Here is an 18565-nt window from a genome sequence, read left to right on the forward strand (position 1 = left end):
TCTACGCCGCCTGATCTATCCCCTTCTCCCGCACATCCTGATAGTAGTTGCAGATGCTGTTGAGCACGCATTGCTCACATTTCGGGCTGTAGAAGGTGCAGATGCGCTGGCCATGCCAGAACAGGTGCTTGTGGAAGTTGAAGAGTTCTACGGCATCCTGTGGCAGCATCCGGAGGAGCAGGTCGTGCGCTTTGTTGGCCGTTACCTTCGCCCCGATTAGCCCTACCCGCTGACTTACCCGGAACACATGTGTGTCAACAGGCAACACAGGTTTTTTGAAGTTGAACAGCAGGAGCAACGTAGCCGTCTTCAAGCCCACGCCCGGTAGTTTTGTAAGCCAATCCATCGCCTCCTGCACAGGCATTTCTTTCAGAAAATCAATATTTATTTCACCTTGAGCCTCTTTTATCATGCGGAGCGTCTGCTGTATCTGAGGAGCTTTCTGCCCCGGGTAACGGGTTGTTTGCACGGCATCCGCCAGTTCGTCTACGTCTGCGTTCATTACGCCCTCCCAGTCGCCGAAGCGTTCCAGCATGGTGTGGTAAGCTTTCTCTTCGTCGGCATGGTTGGTGCGGTGCGAGAGCATGGTAGATATCAACTCGTGCATTGGGTCGCGCCGGCTATTCAGTGTTAGGCGCTTGTAGGCCTCGTTCAGCAACTCGTGCGTCATCAGCGTTTTATCTTCCTGGGGCAGTTTGTGAGCATCCATAGGCTTATACTTATCGGACTTTGATTTACGACAGTGCCTGTGCCTGTGTTGGTTTTGATATTTCGCAGTCAACGATCATGCAATGCGCAACTGCTGAATACAGTGACTACTGTATTCTATAGGTTTACCTTAAAGTCTTTAACATCCCCATAAAAAATATAACTATATACACAACTATTTTCACCCTTTTCCGCTATATGCTTTAATCTGTTCAATGCAGCCTATGTTGTCACATTTATAAACTTGTATGCAAATTAAATTTTTAGGGACAGGCGGAGCATTTGATACCGACTATCGCAACTCGGCTGCTTTGCTGGAATTCCGGGATATCAACTTACTGATTGATTGTGGGTTTACCGTGTTCCCAACGCTGGTAGAGAAGAATCTGACACAGAAGATAGATCATATCGTACTCACACACTTACACAACGACCACTGCGGCAGCCTGGCAAACCTGCTCCTCTACAAACACATTGTGGAGAAGAGCAAACGCCCCATTATACTTTACCCTTCAGAGCAGTTTAAGCAGCAGCTTTACAAATTTTTGGAACTACAGGTAAAAGATCCGGATAAATATGCAGAATTCGTGCCCCTCGATCAGGTAGAGGGCATTATATCCATTGACACCTACGGCCAGCACTCGGAGGGCCTGCAGACTTACGCTTATATTTTTGATAATGAGAGCCGCATTGTATACTCCGGAGACTTAAGTAAACCGGAAGTGCTTTTTGAAAAATTAGAGCGGCTACCGGGGAAAAAGACAAGCGTATTCCACGACATTACCTTTAACTCCGATAACACCGGCCACACCTACTATAAGAAGTTGCTGCCTTACATAAACGGCATTGACATGTACGGTTACCACTGCGATCCCACCCAAAGCCCCCAAGACAATCCTATCAGGCTGGTATTCTACGAAAAGGCGCTGATGGCGTAACTACGGCTACTATCAAACTCCTAATTGCCTTCAACATTCCTTCTCCCTTTTCAGGCGCATAAAACAAATTGCTGTTGCTGCTTTACGGAGTGTTGTTAAAATTAAAATGCCGGATATACAGCATGTTATGCTTTGAAAGCTTTGTACACTTAAACCTATCTTGCGCTTAAAGGTTAACGCTGCAGAACAAAAATCTTCTGCCTGAAGTACCATGTAACCATGACCGCAAGACCAGATGCCAAAAGGCCATACCTGAGCCAGCCCCTGCATATACTCTATAGCCTGCTGTTTGCCGGGTTCTGGGTTTACACAGGGCTTACCACGCCTGACCTGGTAAACTGGTTGCTGGAAAACACACTCACGCTATCCCTGATCATTTTTCTGGTGGCGTTTTACAATATCTTTCGCTTCTCGGATACCAGCTACACGCTTATATTCCTGTTCCTGTTGCTGCATGTGTATGGCAGCCAGTATCAGTATGCTGAGAATCCGTTTGGTGAGTGGCTTAAAGAACAATTCGGCTTTCAACGAAACCACTATGACAGGTTAGTGCACCTTGGTTTTGGCCTCCTGCTGGCTTATCCCATGCATGAGGTGCTGGCCTACGGCTTTAAAATCAAGCCTTACTGGTTGACTTTCCTGATGCCGGTAGAGTTTATATTATCTCTGAGTGCCCTCTATGAGATAGTGGAGTGGCTTGTTGCCGATGTGGCGTTTAGTGGTACTGAGCAGGGCATGGATTTCCTGGGGATGCAGGGAGACATCTGGGATGCTCAGAAAGACATTGCCTTAGCATTTGTGGGTGGCATAGTAGCGATGGGAGTAGCATTTGCCCTGAAGCGCCGGCGGTAACTGAAAGAAATGCTCTGAATGGCTGCAAGCATTCTAACAGCTGTCACTCAAAAAAGCAATTACTTAATCTCTGCGGCTGTACCTTTTCCTGTGCTGGTAATTACAGAGGCTTTGTCCACCAGCCGTTCGCAGGCGCTAAAAAAGGCGGTGATCAACAGGCTCAGGAGAGCCATGTATAAGAATTTCTTAATCATACTTTCAGTTAGCCTATATACTTAATTTTTCTGCCAAGCTACAGCGCGTGCTACTGCCAACAGGCTTCCATCAGCTTCCGGTAAGCAGGCTGAATGCATCACAAAAATAACTTCATCAGAGCTTACAATCATTTCTTACGGCCGGAAAAATATATATCTCAACCATACTTTTGCCAAGTTCATGGCTGTAAAAAAAGCCAGCCGCACATAAGTGCGGCTGGCAGAAAATCAAATATCAGATTGTTATTACAACTCGCCTCGTTCAGCGGCTTTCTTCATTTCCTCGCTTGCAAAAATAGCTATCTCTACACGGCGGTTCTCACGGCGGCCAGCTTCAGTAGTGTTGTCGGCAACCGGCTGGTCAAAGGCATATCCCTGCGTGGTCATACGGCTACGATCAACACCCAAAGAGGCGGCATAGTCTGCTACAGCCTGGGCACGGCGCTCAGATAATGGCTGGTTAATTTCACGTGAACCGGTATTGTCTGTATGGCCTTCTATCACAATGTTCGTGTCCGGATACTTCTTCAGTGTTTCGGCAAGCTTTGTGATTTCTGTTCGGGCAGCTGGCTGTAACTGCGCAGAGTTCGTCTGGAACAGGATACCAGAATCAAACGTAACCTTGATACCTTCACCAACGCGCTCTACTTCCGCATTCTCCAGGTCGCGTTCCAATTCCTCGGCCTGCTTATCCATACGCCGGCCGATGACGGCACCCGTGGCTCCACCCACTGCGGCACCAATAATAGCACCTGCAGCTGTGTTACCAGCCACTCTACCAATTACGCCACCTACCACGGCACCAGAACCGGCACCAATCACACCGCCTTTTGTAGTCTTGTTCATTCCGTCGTTATCAGAGGCAGTACCAGCCTGCTGGCTGGAGGTACAGGAGGTAGATAAAAAGCCAAGCATGGCAAATATCGAAAGGTAAATTCTCAGGTTTTTCATGTTCTTCATTTTTGTAAATTTTATGAACCGCAAAGTCCAGTGGTAAATATTACTCTTACTCTCTTAAAATGTTCGGTTTCTACAAGTCCCCTCTCCCCGTCAATCAGCACTTAAACGGCTGTGCAGCCCAAAGGTTTGTGTTTCGCACGTTTATGTATCCATTATTTAACGTTCCCTGTATTGTCAGGTTTTAGGGAATAATGGCTCCACAGGCAAGAGGGGCAGAAGAAGCAGCGCCAGCCTGCGCTAAACGGACGCTCCTCAATAAAAGCAGGGAGTTATAGCTGCTCTTAAAGTGCACCAGTCTCGGCGGCTTGCTTTAATTCTTCGTTGGCCACAATGATGATTTCTACACGGCGGTTCTGCTGGCGGCCTTCTACCGTTGTGTTATCAGCAATCGGCTGGTCAAAGCTGTAGCCTTTCGCCTGCAAGCGACCATTTTCTACACCTAAGCTACGGGCATAAGAGGCCACTGCCTCCGCACGGCGCTCCGACAGCCGCTGGTTGAGGTCGTAAGAACCGGTGTTGTCTGTGTGTCCCTCAATGATAACATTCGTGCCATTATAGTCTTTCAGCGTTTTTGCCAGTTTATCGATATCTCGCTTTGCATTAGGGCTCAGTTCTGCAGAATTCACCTGGAAAAGGATACCGGAGTCAAAATTCACACGGATGGCTTCGCCTACGCGCTCTACTTTAGCACCTTCCATGGTCTTCTCCAGTTCTTCCGCCTGCTTATCCATACGTCGGCCGATCACGGCACCTGTGGCACCACCTACGGCCGCACCTACAATGGCACCAGCGGCAGTATTACCTAATCTGTTACCAATCAAACCACCAATCACGGCGCCACCACCGGCTCCGATTATACCGCCTTTTGTGGTTTTCTTCATGCCGGGCTTGTCGGCTTCCTGCTCAGCGGTTTTGGCTTGTGTCGTTGTTTCGTAATCGCCTGAGCCCGCTACTGGCGCCGTAGACTGGCACGAGCTAAACAGCAGGGTTGCGGCTAAAAATGAGCTAAGGGATAAATTTAATAGTTTCATTGTCTGTACTGTAAAATTTTGGCTAATATGTTAGTTGTTGAAATGTTCTTAATTGATGAAGCATGCTCATCAATTAAGAACAACTCTCATGCCAAAACGTAACAAACCCGGCTATTAATATTTACCTGATTATATATTTTTCAGCTCTTATAAATGAAATTGCTATATCTATCTGTAAATCAGCGGGGCCTGCTATAAAAGTATAGCAGGCCCCGCTGATTTATTTTTAAACCAACATACTAGGATGCCTGTGCGGCTTTGCGCTTTTTAGGCTTTTCGCTTTTTGGCGCCTCCTTTGGCAGCACCATGGTCAGCAGGTCTGTCAGCTTTTGCTTCATTGCCTTACGGTCTACTATAAAATCAAGGAAGCCGTGCTCTAACACAAACTCAGCACTCTGGAAGCCTTTTGGCAGGTCTTTGCCAATTGTTTCTTTAATCACGCGCGGGCCGGCAAAGCCAATCAGCGCACCGGGTTCTGCAATATTGAAATCACCTAACATAGCATAGGAGGCCGTTACACCACCTGTTGTCGGATCAGTTAGCAGGGAAATGTAAGGCAACCCTTCCTCCGACAAAAGCGCCAGCTTTGCCGATGTTTTCGCCATCTGCATCAAGGAAAAACCGGCTTCCATCATACGCGCACCACCTGACTTGGAAATCATCAGGAACGGGGTGCGGTTCTGCCGGGCATGGTCTATGGCGCGGGCAATTTTCTCACCTACCACCGAGCCCATCGATCCGCCGATAAAGGCAAAGTCCATACTGGCGATGGTAATGTCCTGGCCGTTTATTTTACCGTAGGCTGTGCGAACGGCATCTTTTAAACCTGTTTTCTTTTCTGTGGCTGCAATGCGCTGCGGGTATGGCTTCGAGTCTGTAAAATCAAGTGGGTCACCAGAAGTGAGGTTCTCGTCCATCTCCGTAAACTCGTTGTCATCAAACAGAATGGCAAAGTACTCTTTAGAACCAATTCGGTCATGGTAATCGCACTTCACGCAGGTGTGCATGTTCTTACGGTGCTCGGCCATGCTGGTAACTGCTTTGCATTCGGAGCATTTGTACCACAACCCATCCGGCGTCTCCTTCTTCTCCTCTGTGGGCGTGTGAATTCCTTTTTCAACTCTTTTAAACCAAGGCATCATAGACAAAAGCGTGCTTGCAGCACTTTTAAATGTTGGGTACTATTTCTTTGCCAGGCAGCAAAGTGTAAAAAACATAGCCTGCCCCAATCCTTCCCTCACAGAGGCTTCAGGAGAGGCAGGCTACAAAAATATATAATAATCAGCAGTTGTGCTACAAATTATGCCACTGTAATCTCTTTTGCCAGATACACGTCCTGAACCGCATGTAACAGCTCCACGCCTTCTGTAAATTCTCTCTGGAAAGCCCTTCGGCCCATAATAAGGCCCGTACCGCCCGCCCGCTTGTTGATAACGGCGGTTCGCAGCGACTGCTGCAAATCAGACTCCCCCTGCGACTCGCCACCTGAATTGATAAGGCCGGCGCGGCCCATGTAGCAGTTTGCCACCTGGTAACGGCAGAGGTCGATGGGGTTGTCGGTGCTCAGTTCGGTATACATTCTTTTATCAGACTTAGAGAAGTTGACAGCGGTGAAGCCTCCATTGGTTTCCGGCAGTTTCTGCTTGATGATATCCGCCTGGATGGTTACCCCGAGGTGGTTGGCCTGGCCTGTAAGGTCTGCAGCTACATGATAATCCGTTCCGTCTTTTTTAAAAGCACTGTTGCGGGTATAGCACCACAGAATGGTGGCCATGCCTAACTGGTGCGCCCGCTCAAAAGCCTCTGCTACCTCTATAATTTGCCGCGACGATTCTTCGGAGCCGAAATAGATAGTGGCACCCACGGCTGCCGCACCTAAATTCCAGGCCTCATCCACAGAGCCAAACATAATCTGGTTGTACTTGGAAGGGTAAGTCAGCAGTTCGTTGTGGTTGATCTTCACAATAAACGGAATCTTATGGGCATACTTCCGCGACATCATTGCCAGGTTACCAAAAGTAGTGGCTACCCCATTACAGCCACCTTCTATCGCCAGCTTCAGAATATTTTCCGGGTCAAAGTAAATAGGATTTGGGGCAAAGGAAGCGCCTGCTGTATGCTCGATGCCCTGGTCGATGGGCAGAATAGAGATAAAACCGGTGCCCCCGAGGCGGCCATGGTCAAACAGTTGCTGCAGGTTGCGCAGCACCTGCGGACTGCGATTGGTCTGGGCAAAAATCCTGTCTACAAAATCAGGCCCAGGCAAATGCAGCTGCTCTTTCCTGAAGGTTTTGCTTTCATGCAGTAAAAGGTTATCCGCATCCTGACCAAGAGTCGAAACAATATCATCGTATGTCATCTGTTTTAAATTTTAAATGGAGACACTATGTGGATTAGTGATTACGAATAAAAGAGGTGCTGAGGCATTTATATACAAGAGCGACTCCTGATGGAAGATTTTACTTCCGGTTGGTGCAAAGCTGTCTTGTCTGGCCTGTGAGGAAACCTGTTTTGAAGGGCTCCTTCAAAATTTATACTAAGAGCAGCTTAAAAAGTTGCTCATAAAGAAAACGCCAATTACCTATGCAAAGCACCTGACACAGAGGCTTTCCTGGCAATTATCCTGCTCTGCATAGGTGCCACCTTCTCTATGGGCAACAAAAAAAGTCCTTCTTGTGGTGAAGGACTTTTTTGCAGGCCAGGAGAAAGAAATAACAACCTTAATCAAAAAGGTCTTATGGCAGTAGGTGGTGTACTTGCAGCCATATGAAGTACATAAGAGGAGGGATTACTGCCTTCTATCTATGGCACTACTTAAAGGAGGGGTTTTGTTTTTTCCAACCGATGCAGCAATCAATGTGCAGTGGCCGCCACCGGGGAACTGCCAATCTGCTGCATCAATGCTACTGTGTCAGCTTGCATCCAGTGGTTGACAATTTTATTGCTTCCTAATTCGTAAATAACAAAGAGGTCAAAGCTTACTTTCCGACCGGTTGGCGCTATACCGAAAAGTTCCCCTTTATGCTCGGCTTCAACCGTTCCCCGTAAAGCCACTTTGTTTCCTTCCACAATCATGTCTTTGGGAATTACCTGATAGTTCGGCAGGCTTGCCTCGAAGAGAATGATATGGCCTTTCAACTCAGGGTCGGCAATGTATTTGTCAATCGTAGCTTCAGATTTGTCCTGGCTTATGGCCTGGAAATACTCCTGCATTAGTCTTTTGCTTTGCTCCGTGGTCATCATGGCTTGGGTCTCCTTTTTTTTTACACTGTTTTATTTGAACTAAATTTAGAACTATACTTTTTTTATTTATTGTAAAAAAGGGACATTCTCAGGCACCAACTAGTGCTGCCAACGCACGATTATAGTTCACAAACTCAGATGGCTTTTTACCTGAGAAATCGCAGAAGTCCCTGATAAAGTGTGCCTGGTTATAATAGCCACCTTCATGCACCAGATCCATCCAGATACCCGAAGAAGTAGTGGATAAGTGGGAGACATAGTTAAATCGCTTGATCCGGGAAAATAACTTCGGGCTCACGCCTATTTTCTCAGAAAAGCGCCTCCTGAACTGCCGCGGGCTAATGCAGAGTTCATCTGACAACTGACTGATAGACAAAATACCCTTGTGTTGTATGATGGTAGCTAAAGCACCGTCTACCACATCTAATGTGTGGTTGGCGTTATAAAGCTTATGCAACAGGAACTGCTCCAGCACTGCAATCCGCTGCTGGTTTGTATTACTTTCCAGTATCTGATGCTCCAATTGAACTGCTTCTCTCCTTAACACCAGGTTTAAATCTGTGCGCAGGCCAGTAAATGCTATCATCGGTATGCCTAGCAAGTGGGTAAGCCCCGCTGGCCAGAAAGCGACACCAACCATACCGAGCTTCCCGCTCAGGCGCAATGTGTAGTTTTTTGTAAACTGCCCGGCTACAAAACAGTTGGGCACGCTTTCCCAGCTGCCTTTTTCATTCGATACCTGATAAGGGTCGCCATAGTTGAACACCATTCCACCAAGGCCATTAGGAGGAGAATGTATCTCCAGGGGGGCTACCAATTGCTGCTGGTTTTCCCAGACATAGTAGCACATGACGTAAGGCTGTAAGGCAGCAGAGGGTTGATATTTAAGATATATCATAACCTGCCTATTTTGGTGATAAACAAAACCTGAGAACAAATGAGCTGGAGATTCTGAACGACCTTTAGCCTGTAGCGGGTGAACATTTACAGGCTAAACCGAAAACACAGCTCAAATATTCATTTATACATACCAAATATAACTATGCTTATTTATGTAATCAAGTGCTGGTAACGGAATATTTAAGCCTGAAGCATGCATAAAAAAACTCCCATCCTTCATCTGAAGAATGGGAGCCTGTTCTTAAATCAGCTTGTTTGCTTATTTACACTCTTTGTTCACTTCTTTGCCATCGATGATGACGGCGCAGACATGTGTAGTATACTCAAACGGGTCACCATCGAACAGAACCACATCGGCATCTTTGCCTTTCTCCAGTGAGCCGATGCGATGCTCCAGGCCAATAAGCCTGGCCGGTGTGGTGGTAACGGCAGCCAGGGCCTGTTCCTGGGTCATGCCATTGGCAACGGCTACGCCTGCCTCAAATAACAGCACACGTGCCCGCGGCACATACTGCTCGAACCCGCTTTGTATCGCAATCGGCACGCCCGCTCTGGCCAACACGCCCGCTGTTTCAAACGACATGTTTTTACTATCTCCATTTGCCCGGGCCATTGTGGGGTGAAGTATAACAGGCACGCCTGCAGCCTTTATCTCATCTATCAGAAGATAGGCTTCCGCGCCTCCGTCCAGAATCATATCCAGGTCAAACTCCTTTGCCAGGCGCAGGGCAGCCATGATGTCATTGGCTCTGTTTGCCGTAACGAGCGCCTTGTACTTTTTATCCAGCATACCAGTCAGGTACTCCAGTTTCAGGTTGCGGTCCGGGCGCTTACTCACATCCGCATTTGCTGCCTTTCTTGCATACGCCTGTGCTGCTTGCAACTCGGCCCGCAGCATGGCCATGCCCTTGGCCGAGGTCTTGGGAGAGTTATAGTTCTCTCCTACTGTTGCCCCAAGGGTAAAGGCAATCATCTTCGTGGTATCCATCAGCGTAGCAAAACCATCCGGCGATGTTTTAATCGTCATGGTCTGCCCACTTACCAAGGCACCTGGCCCGTGGCCGGTGTTAATAGTTGTCACGCCATGGTTGCGCACCCACTCCACCAGCTCCTCCTGCGGGTTGTAGGCATCCAAGGCACGGAGTTCCGGCTGAATCGGAGCAGTTTTCTCCAGTTGCTGCTGGTCGGCGGGAATGTTATAGATACCTGCCAGGCCTACGGAAGTATGGGCATCTACAAAACCGGGTGTGACTACCTTGGCTGTGTAAGTGACGTAGCCCTGAGGCACCTGCACGGCATTAGCTGCACCCACTGCCTCTATCTTGCCATCTTTTACCAGCACCACCCCGTTTTTTATAGGCGCTCCGGCCATGGTATAAACCGTTTCCCCTTTTATAGCCAACTGCTGTGCCTGAGCCTGTGGCATATTTAACATAACCGCCCCCATCAGTAGGGCAGCGGCCAGTTGTATCTTCTTTTTCATGATGATTTTATATTAGATAAAAGACAAAGGCCTGTTTGATGAAAGACAGCCGATAAAGTAACTCCTATCAGTAGCACATCCTGGATACATTATAAAAGTCTTTCATCCTTTGTCAAGGAGCCTTTCGTCAGGTTCTAATGTGTGTGGTAGTGGAGTTCTCCGTCGTAGGCATTGTATCCGCCGGTGGCAAAGGCTTTGTCTTCGGGGTTGCTGAAGTCGAAGCGCTTCTGCCCCTCTACCCACGTTTGCTCCACCCGGGTGTACACACTAAACGGCTCCCCGTTCAGCACAATAAAATCAGCGTCTTTGCCTTCCTCCAATGAGCCAACGCGGCTATCCAATTCCAGCATTTTAGCGCCTGCAATGGTTAGAGCCTCCAATGCTTTCTCCGGACTCATTCCTGCCCGCACGCCCAGGGCGGCCCCACGTATAAACAGGCGGGAGTCGGTAATGCCATCGTCGGTGTGGAAGGCGGTGAGCACGCCTGCTCTTTCCAGTGCTGCCCCGTTGGTATTGCTGATTTCAACCGCTTCCGTTTTACCACCCGGGGAGTCGAGCGTAATAATAGAAGCCGACACACCGGCTTTTGCAATTTCATCAGCCGCTTTCCAGGCCTCGCTTACGTGGTGGAGCACCAGCTTAAAGCCGAACTCTTTCTGCAGCCGCAGGGCCGTGAGAATGTCGTCGTAGCGGTGGGTGTGGAAGTGGACGATGCGCTGGCCATTCAGCACCTCCACCAGTGGCTCCAGCTGCGGTTTTCGCTCCGGCATTTTGTCGGCTTTGCCTTTGGCTGCCTTTACTTTTCCGTCATACTGCTGCGCATCCAGCAACAGCTGGCGCACCATGGCCGCCGACTTGGCTCTTGTACCCGGAAAGGGAGCGGCTTTCATAGGGTTGGTGCCATTGGCCATTTTCATGCCCCCGCAAATACCATTCGTCACATCCTCACAGAAGGCCAGGTCACTGATGGTGTTGCCCTCCCGCATTTTCAGGTACACCGTCTGCCCGCTCATTAAGTGGCCGGAGCCAGGCATCACGTTCACCGTTGTAATACCTCCTGCCAGGGCGCGCTTAAACGTGTCACTGATGGGGTTGATGCCATCAATGATGCGCACGTCGGGGTGCAGGGCTGCAGAGGCGTCGCCGCCCGAGCCTTCGCCCAGGTGCGAGTGCGTGTCTACCAGGCCGGGCATCAGGACTTTACCTGTCATGTCGAATTCCACGGCACCTTTGGGCACCCGTACTTTATCGGCGGTGCCCACGGCTGTTATTTTCCCGTGCTGCACCACCAGCACGCCATTCTCAATGGGCTGCCCAGCCATAGGAATAATTCTGGCGCCCCGGAAAACATGCGGCTGCTCCTGTGCTATCAGAGGCCCACTGCCCAGTAACAACGCGAAACCAAGGGTGGCCAACAATCGCTTATTGGTTTTCATAAAATATAAAGGTGATAATGTAGGTTAGTTTAGTCTTCCAACTTAGCTATTTTATCTTTCCCGTGAAAGCAACAGGAAATGATTCCTGTTCATACTCCTGGTAAAGCTCCTTTCAAAGCCTGCCTATATCCTAAGCGCCGAAACTGCGTTAATAACAGGACAGAAAACAACCTAACAGAAAACAAACCATGAAAACAAGCATTAAATCATCTTCACAAAAACTCTTATCATACTTCATCATTTTAGTAATAGGTACCGGTGTTTATGGCTGCGCCGCGTCCACGGAGGTAACCGGTTCCTGGAGAAGCCCGGAGGCTACAACCCAAAACTATAACAATGTGGTGGTAGCCGCCATGACAGACAATGTGCAGGCACGCCAGATAATAGAAGAGCAGATGCAAAACGAGTTAGCACAGCGGGGAGTAAATGCGATCAAAAGCATCGAACTTTTCCCGCCCTCTGCCACAGACAGGCAGGGAGGAGACCCTGATATGATGCTACAGCGTATCCAGGGAGAAGGCTATGACGGTATTGTTACAGCAGCCGTGGTAGACCAGGAAACAGAAACGCGTTATGTACCCGGCAATTATGGCTATGCACCAATGACCCGCTTCGGTTGGTACGGTTCTTTTAGAGGTTACTATGGGCACATGTCACCTATGATATACGATCCTGGCTACTACACTGAAGACAAAGTATACTTTTTGGAGGCGAACCTTTACGATGCCCAATCAGAGAACCTTGTTTGGTCGGCGCAGTCCCGGTCATATGACCCAGGCACTGTTACCTCTTTCGCCGATGAGTTTGCTGAGGTTACCGTGAGGCAAATGGCACAGGATAACATCATTCCGTAGGTTATCGGTTAGCAGGGGCAGGTACTAAACCAGCTTATTCCTGCCTTAATATTTATCAACTTTGTTTAAAAGAAGAAAGGCCTCCTTTACACAGGGAGGCCTTTCTTCTTTTTGTCTGTTCTAAACATCTGGTTCTACTCATTGTACAGCACATGCAGCACTGTCTGCCCTACGGCTTTCAGGGTGTTTTTGCTGATCACGTCCATATTGTCGCTATGGCGGTGATGGTAAGGGCCAAAGTAGTCATCCGGATTACTCATGTTATACTCTATAATATCAATCATGCGGATGTTACCCAACCGGTTCACATAGTAGTGGTCGTCGATAATAGCGGGGGCATTCTCGTACTTAAAGTAATCAGAGTAGCCAATCCTGTTACCCGCTTTCCATACTTTGTTTACAACTTCGCGGGCAAATTGCATGGAGTGTCCTTCGCGGGCAAAGCGGGCATTCTCGGCACCCACCATGTCTAACAGAATCCCGTAGTTGGCCCTGTAGTTAGGCACGTGTTTGTTCTTACTCCAATACTGGGAGCCAAGGCACCATGTATCGTCTTTGTAGGGCATTCCGCTGTCATCGGGCTGCCCGTAATCCTCTCCGTCAAAAAAGATAATATCTACGCCTACATCCGGTTTCTGCTGTGCCTCATGTATGGTTCTGGCAATTTCCAGCAGCACGCCTACGCCACTGCCACCATCGTTGGCACCAGCAATTGGGGTGTTCGGTTCATTCTCGTCTTTATCGGCAATAGGCCGGGTGTCCCAGTGGGCGGCCAGCAGCACACGGTTGGCAGCACCGGGGTTATAGGAGGCAATAATGTTGCGCAGGTTCAGTGTCGTGCCATCGTAGGCCTGCATCTGAAACTTCTGCTCTTTTACCTCTGCGCCATATTCCTCCAGCTTTTCCACAATCCACTCGCCAGCAGCATAGTGCTCCGCCGTGTTGGGTACACGCGGGCCAAAGTTCACCTGCTTCTCCACCAGCGCATAGGCCGTGTCAGCATTAAAAGCAGGGGCCTGCACGATTTCTTCCTGTTCCTCTACCCTTACCTGCCGCGCCGCGCCGTTATCGGCAGAGTCGCAGCTGTAAAAGGCCAGAGAACCACAAAGTAGCAGTGCCAGCATGTTCAATTTATTCTTCATAAGCCCAGTCAATTCCTGTTTTCAGGTCTTTGATCACGATGCCCTGCTTTTTCAGTTCGGCACGGATCACATCGACCTTATCATATTGTTTGGCCTCTTTGGCCTCTTTATAAAATTGCAGTACAAGGTCCAGCATCTCCTCCACGTCTCCCAGTGCTTCTTCCTGCAGCCCCAGCACTTCCAGCACCAGTTCCTGGTAAGTATCCCGGATGGTATCAAAGGTGCCCCGCGAAAGCTGCTCCATCTTTATCTGCCCCAGGTTCAGGCTGTTGATCTTTTTGAGCAGGTTAAAAAGCGAGGCAATCGTACGGGCTGTGTTCAGGTCATCATTCAGGCCCCTGTAGCAATCCTCTGTCAGCTTCAGCAGTTCCTCGTTCAGTTTGGCATCCGGCTCTACTGCCGCTGTGTCTTCTGTATACCTTATCTTTTTCAGAATATTCAAACCGTTCATCAGTTTGGTGTAGCCTTTGCGGGCCGCCTGCAGTGCCTCGTTGCTAAAATCGAGCGTGCTGCGGTAATGTGCCTGTAGTATAAAGAAACGGATGGTCATGGGGCTGTAAGCCTGCTCCAGCATCTCGTGGTTGCCGCTGAACAGCTGGCTCAGGTTGATGAAGTTACCCAGTGACTTACCCATCTTCTGCCCGCCCACGGTAATCATGTTATTATGAATCCAGTAACGGGCACCTTCGCCATGGTCGCAGCTCGCCTTGTTCTGCGCTATCTCGCACTCATGGTGCGGGAACATCAGGTCTAAACCTCCTCCGTGTATATCAAAGGTTGTGCCTAAATATTTGCGGCTCATGGCTGAGCACTCCAGGTGCCAGCCCGGAAAGCCGTCGCTCCACGGTGAGGGCCAGCGCATGATGTGCGTGGGAGATGCTTTTTTCCAGAGCGCGAAATCTACAGGTGATCGTTTTTCCCCCTGTCCTTCCGTGTCGCGGGTGTTGCCCAGCAGGTCCTCTACTACACGTCCGGAGAGCTTGCCGTAATTGTGGTCTTTCTGGTAGGCCTGCACATCAAAGTAAACCGACCCGTTCACTTCGTAAGCAAAGCCATTGTCCAGTATCTCCTGTATCATCTCTATCTGCTCGATGATATGGCCGGAGGCACGCGGCTCAATGTCCGGCGGCAGCACATTCAGTTTGCGCAGTTCCTCGTGGTAGATATTGGTATAATGCTGCACCACTTCCATCGGCTCGAGGTGCTCCAGTTTGGCTTTCTGTTGGATTTTGTCCTCGCCCGAGTCGGCATCATTCTCCAGGTGGCCTACGTCGGTTACGTTGCGCACATAGCGTACTTTGTAACCCTGGTTTTTGAGGTAGCGATACAGAATATCGAACGTAACGGCACTGCGGGCATGGCCCAGGTGCGGCTCTCCGTAAACGGTTGGCCCGCAGACATACATCCCCACAAAGGGGGCGTGCAGCGGCTCAAACACCTCTTTTTTTCGCGTAAGCGTATTGTACAGGTTCAGTTTCTGTTGCATGATAAATCAAGTATATACACCCTCAGGTGAAGCGCTTTCAGGCGCGTCGGCCAGTATTATCCGGCTGATTAATGGTTCAAAACTATAAATATTGCTTTCGATCTCCTAACGCTACTCTTCCTCCTTTGGCTCCAGCATATACTTTGCCGATATCGGAAAGTGGTCCGATAGGGCCATCTCGTAGTGTGTCTCGAACTCGTAAGCCTGAAGCCCGTCAGAGTAAAACTGATTGTCGATCCGTAAGAACGGCAACGGTCCGTTATAAGTAGCTCCCAGCCCGCTACCAGCCTCTACAAATGCGTTCGTCAGTTCTTTCGCCAGTTCGTTGTAAGTGTAGCTAAAAGGAATGTCGTTGTAGTCGCCGCTGATAACAAAGGGGTACGGGCATGTTTTAAAATGCTCCAGCAGGAGTTCCACCTGGTAGCCACGCTTCACGAATCCGTTTCGCAGGCGCCTTGCCACGTTACGGCCTTCCTTCTTAAAACTCTCCTCGTCGCTTCCGATAGCAGTATAGGTATTCTCAATATCCTCCGCCTTAATGCTCATAGACTGCAGGTGCGTGGCATACACCCGTACCGTATCCCCATCCATGTCCAGGTCTGCCCATATTGCGCGGTTACCGCTGGGCTTCTCAGAAAAATGGATGACTCCTTTATCTACAATAGGAAATTTGGAGAATATGGCCACCCCTAAGTCACCGTGTTTGCTGCTGGAACTGGCTGCGGAAAAGAAGTGCTCCTTGCCGTACCGGGCACCTATCCTGCTGATGATGTTGAAATCATATTCTTTTGAGTTAGGGTTGCTGTAGAACTCCTGCAGGCAATATACATCTGCCGGATGCGAGGCCACCCAGTCCACCATCTCGGAAGATACGCCTGCGGTTAGCCTTTCTTTGCCATGGTACGCGGTAAACATGTGGGTATTCAGGCTCATCACATGCAGGGTTTTAGCATCCTGTGGCGGCAGTTCTTTTACCAGGCCCAGCGGCAGCAGCCGCTCATAGTAAGTCCAGCCCAGCACCATCACCGCCAGGGGCAAAAATAAAAACCAGGAACGGCGCAGCGCCCAGTAGAGCAAAAACAGGAAATTCAGCACCAGTGCCCCCGGCAGGGAGAAGGCTATAAAGCCCGCAGGCCAGAAATCATAAGGGGGCACCTGCATACACAGCACCCCCAGCAGCACCCACAGTACCACTGCGATGTTGAGAATGAGCCATATCCGGGTGCGTATTTTTTTGAAGGTATCCGACACAAAAGCAAACTTACGAATTATGATAGTATCTATTTCTATCCCACGCCTGAAGTCCGTATATATTATGCCCTGCAGCCTAAATTTCATGGACTACAACGCTATCCCGGCACTACCCGAACTAAATTACAGCTGCTGCTGTTACATACCAAGGCCACACGTAAAGGGCCTCCTGCACAGTTCGGCTTTTGCCATCTCTTCCTTGTAATTAAGTGATTGCGATAATTTAATACAGGCATTGGCAATACGCTATGTTGTTTATCTAAGGATTTTGTAGTAAATTTGTGCCATTATTTCCAAGGAGATGAGGGGACACGGAGTCCCCTTCTTTATTTCTTAACCGTTTGCTATGGCACTTACTGCAACAACCATAAGAAAGATGGCGGAGACGAGCCTGCCGGAGCAAGACCTGTTTATCGTGGATGTGGCCGTGTCTGACTCGGCTGTCCGCCCAAAGATTACAGTGCTGGCCGATGGGGAGCAGGGCATTACGATAGACCAGTGCGCTACCATCAGCCGCCGCATCAACAAACAGATTGAGGAGTTGCTCGGCGAAGAAGAGCTAAGTTATGTACTGGAGGTGAGTTCACCCGGTCTGGACTTCCCGCTGACACAGCCGCAGCAGTTTAAGCGTAATATAGGCCGCAATCTGAAGCTAAGGCTGCAGAACGACACAGAGAAAACAGGAAAGCTGGAGGAGGTTACTGAAACCGGCCTTAACCTGTTGGAAGAAGTTAAACAAAAAGGCAAAAAGGCAACGTATGTGCCTGTGCAAATACCTTTCGGGGAAATTGTAAAAGCAAATGTTGTGATATCTTTTAAATGATAAAATAATGAATAGTTCAGTCCTGATCGAGTCGTTCTCCGAATTCGCGAAATTCAAGAACATTGACCGCCCGACCATGATGCGCATCCTGGAGGATGTGTTTCGCACCATGATTCGTAAAAAGTGGTCTACTGACGAGAACTTTGACATCATTCTAAACGTGGAAAAGGGTGACCTTGAGATTTGGCGCAACCGCGAGATAGTGGACGACAACTCTGAGGATATCTGGGACCATGATAAAATCAGCCTGTCTGATGCCCGCAAAATTGAGCCTGACTTTGAAGTAGGCGAGGAAGTATCGGAAGAGGTGAAACTGGAAGACTTTGGCCGCCGCGCCGTACTGACAGCACGCCAGACCCTGATCCAGCGCATCAAGGACATGGAGAAAGAGTTGGTGTTTCAGAAGTACAAAGACCAGGTAGGAGAAATTATCTCCGGCGAAGTATACCAGGTATGGAACCGTGAGGTACTGTTGCTTGACCAGGAGGAAAACGAATTACTTATTCCGAAGGTAGAACAGATACCGAAAGACCGTTACCGAAAAGGTGATACAGTAAGAGCGGTGGTACAGCGTGTGGAGATAGTGAACGGTAACCCGAAGATCATTCTTTCCCGTACATCGCCAGCCTTTCTGGAGCGCCTGTTCGAAAATGAGGTACCGGAAATTTACGATGGCCTGATCGCGATAAAGAAAATTGTTCGTGAACCGGGAGAGCGCGCCAAGGTAGCGGTAGAGTCTTTCGACGACCGCATTGACCCGGTGGGAGCCTGCGTAGGTATGAAAGGTTCACGTATCCACAGCATCGTACGCGAGCTGGAGAACGAGAATATCGACGTGATCAACTACACAGAGAACACTGAGCTTTACATCCAGCGTGCCCTTAGCCCGGCTAAGATCAGCAGCATGAAGATTGATGAGGAGTCAGGTCGCGTATCTGTATTCCTGAAGCCGGACCAGGTGTCACTGGCTATCGGTAAAGGTGGCCAGAACATTAAGCTGGCAAGCCGCCTGGTGGGCCTTGAGATTGACGTATTCCGTGAGTCTGAAAGCTATGAGGAGGACATCAGCCTGGAAGAATTTACAGATGAGATTGAAGATTGGGTAATTGCAGAATTGAGACGCATCGGCCTCGATACAGCGAAAAGTGTATTGGCTGTGAGCAAAGAAGATTTGCTGCGCCGCACCGAACTGGAAGAAGAGACCATTGATGATGTGTTCACTATCCTGCGCGAAGAGTTGGAAGAAGAAGATAATCAGTAGTTG

At 49.2% G+C, this 18565-nt stretch carries 18 protein-coding genes; 5 read left to right on the forward strand and 13 right to left on the reverse strand.

The features are described 5' to 3' along the window. Position 1 precedes the first annotated feature (1 nt). Positions 2–709: an endonuclease III domain-containing protein gene (locus DXT99_RS20760; RefSeq protein ID WP_115567512.1), complete on the reverse strand. Its 708-nt coding sequence runs from the start codon at positions 707–709 to the stop codon at positions 2–4. A 247-nt stretch (positions 710–956) separates the two neighbouring features. On the opposite strand from DXT99_RS20760, the gene DXT99_RS20765 reads away from it, so the two are divergent. After that, positions 957–1646 carry an MBL fold metallo-hydrolase gene (locus DXT99_RS20765; RefSeq protein WP_115567513.1) on the forward strand — a complete coding sequence of 230 codons (690 nt, stop codon included), beginning with the start codon at positions 957–959 and terminating at the stop codon, positions 1644–1646. A gap of 219 nt (positions 1647–1865) precedes the next feature. Further along, positions 1866–2498: a DUF2238 domain-containing protein gene (locus DXT99_RS20770; protein ID WP_115567514.1), complete on the forward strand. Its 633-nt coding sequence runs from the start codon at positions 1866–1868 to the stop codon at positions 2496–2498. Positions 2499–2557: 59 nt separating this feature from the next. On the opposite strand, the gene DXT99_RS27765 is transcribed toward DXT99_RS20770, so the two are convergent. The 9 genes from DXT99_RS27765 to DXT99_RS20810 all read right to left on the reverse strand — a co-directional run bounded on the left by DXT99_RS27765 (position 2558) and on the right by DXT99_RS20810 (position 11745). Then, positions 2558–2692, reverse strand: coding sequence for a hypothetical protein (locus DXT99_RS27765; RefSeq protein ID WP_262511374.1), 135 nt, complete (start codon positions 2690–2692; stop codon positions 2558–2560). A 246-nt stretch (positions 2693–2938) separates the two neighbouring features. After that, on the reverse strand, positions 2939–3643 hold the full coding sequence (locus tag DXT99_RS20775; RefSeq protein ID WP_394851337.1) for an OmpA family protein: 705 nt from the start codon (positions 3641–3643) through the stop codon (positions 2939–2941). A 290-nt stretch (positions 3644–3933) separates the two neighbouring features. Continuing rightward, positions 3934–4683 (reverse strand): OmpA family protein, encoded by a 750-nt coding sequence (locus tag DXT99_RS20780; protein ID WP_115567516.1) that lies wholly within the window; start codon positions 4681–4683, stop codon positions 3934–3936. A 239-nt stretch (positions 4684–4922) separates the two neighbouring features. After that, positions 4923–5822 carry an acetyl-CoA carboxylase, carboxyltransferase subunit beta gene (gene accD / locus DXT99_RS20785; RefSeq protein ID WP_115567556.1) on the reverse strand — a complete coding sequence of 300 codons (900 nt, stop codon included), beginning with the start codon at positions 5820–5822 and terminating at the stop codon, positions 4923–4925. A gap of 161 nt (positions 5823–5983) precedes the next feature. Further along, positions 5984–7042, reverse strand: coding sequence for a class I fructose-bisphosphate aldolase (locus tag DXT99_RS20790; protein ID WP_115567517.1), 1059 nt, complete (start codon positions 7040–7042; stop codon positions 5984–5986). 494 nt (positions 7043–7536) lie between these two features. Beyond that, complete coding sequence (locus DXT99_RS20795; protein WP_115567518.1) at positions 7537–7926, reverse strand: ester cyclase; 390 nt, start codon at positions 7924–7926, stop codon at positions 7537–7539. Positions 7927–8014: 88 nt separating this feature from the next. Continuing rightward, a complete protein-coding gene (locus DXT99_RS20800) occupies positions 8015–8824 on the reverse strand; it encodes a helix-turn-helix domain-containing protein (protein WP_115567519.1) in 810 nt (269 codons plus the stop codon). A gap of 261 nt (positions 8825–9085) precedes the next feature. Beyond that, positions 9086–10309, reverse strand: coding sequence for an amidohydrolase family protein (locus DXT99_RS20805; protein WP_220273426.1), 1224 nt, complete (start codon positions 10307–10309; stop codon positions 9086–9088). 134 nt (positions 10310–10443) lie between these two features. Continuing rightward, positions 10444–11745: an amidohydrolase family protein gene (locus DXT99_RS20810; RefSeq protein ID WP_115567520.1), complete on the reverse strand. Its 1302-nt coding sequence runs from the start codon at positions 11743–11745 to the stop codon at positions 10444–10446. Positions 11746–11933: 188 nt separating this feature from the next. Between DXT99_RS20810 and DXT99_RS20815 the strand changes: the two genes are divergently transcribed. Beyond that, positions 11934–12599 (forward strand): hypothetical protein, encoded by a 666-nt coding sequence (locus DXT99_RS20815; protein ID WP_115567521.1) that lies wholly within the window; start codon positions 11934–11936, stop codon positions 12597–12599. Positions 12600–12733: 134 nt separating this feature from the next. On the opposite strand, the gene DXT99_RS20820 is transcribed toward DXT99_RS20815, so the two are convergent. The 3 genes from DXT99_RS20820 to DXT99_RS20830 all read right to left on the reverse strand — a co-directional run bounded on the left by DXT99_RS20820 (position 12734) and on the right by DXT99_RS20830 (position 16565). Beyond that, a complete protein-coding gene (locus tag DXT99_RS20820; protein ID WP_115567522.1) occupies positions 12734–13741 on the reverse strand; it encodes a M28 family peptidase in 1008 nt (335 codons plus the stop codon). Next, positions 13731–15227, reverse strand: coding sequence for a cysteine--tRNA ligase (cysS, locus tag DXT99_RS20825; protein ID WP_246000888.1), 1497 nt, complete (start codon positions 15225–15227; stop codon positions 13731–13733). The genes DXT99_RS20820 and cysS overlap by 11 nt, the downstream gene beginning before the upstream one ends. A 111-nt stretch (positions 15228–15338) precedes the next feature. Continuing rightward, positions 15339–16565: an endonuclease/exonuclease/phosphatase family protein gene (locus DXT99_RS20830; RefSeq protein WP_246000890.1), complete on the reverse strand. Its 1227-nt coding sequence runs from the start codon at positions 16563–16565 to the stop codon at positions 15339–15341. Positions 16566–16824: 259 nt separating this feature from the next. Here DXT99_RS20830 and DXT99_RS20835 point away from each other — a divergent pair, with 259 nt between their 5' ends. Together DXT99_RS20835 and nusA are read left to right on the forward strand one after the other, a co-directional pair. Continuing rightward, positions 16825–17301, forward strand: a complete 477-nt coding sequence (locus DXT99_RS20835; RefSeq protein ID WP_246000892.1) for a ribosome maturation factor RimP — start codon at positions 16825–16827, stop codon at positions 17299–17301. A 7-nt stretch (positions 17302–17308) separates the two neighbouring features. Continuing rightward, positions 17309–18562: a transcription termination factor NusA gene (nusA, locus tag DXT99_RS20840; RefSeq protein WP_115567525.1), complete on the forward strand. Its 1254-nt coding sequence runs from the start codon at positions 17309–17311 to the stop codon at positions 18560–18562. The last annotated feature ends 3 nt before the right edge of the window (positions 18563–18565 follow it).

The organism is Pontibacter diazotrophicus (assembly GCF_003367245.1).
Classification (GTDB): Bacteria; Bacteroidota; Bacteroidia; order Cytophagales; family Hymenobacteraceae; genus Pontibacter; species Pontibacter diazotrophicus.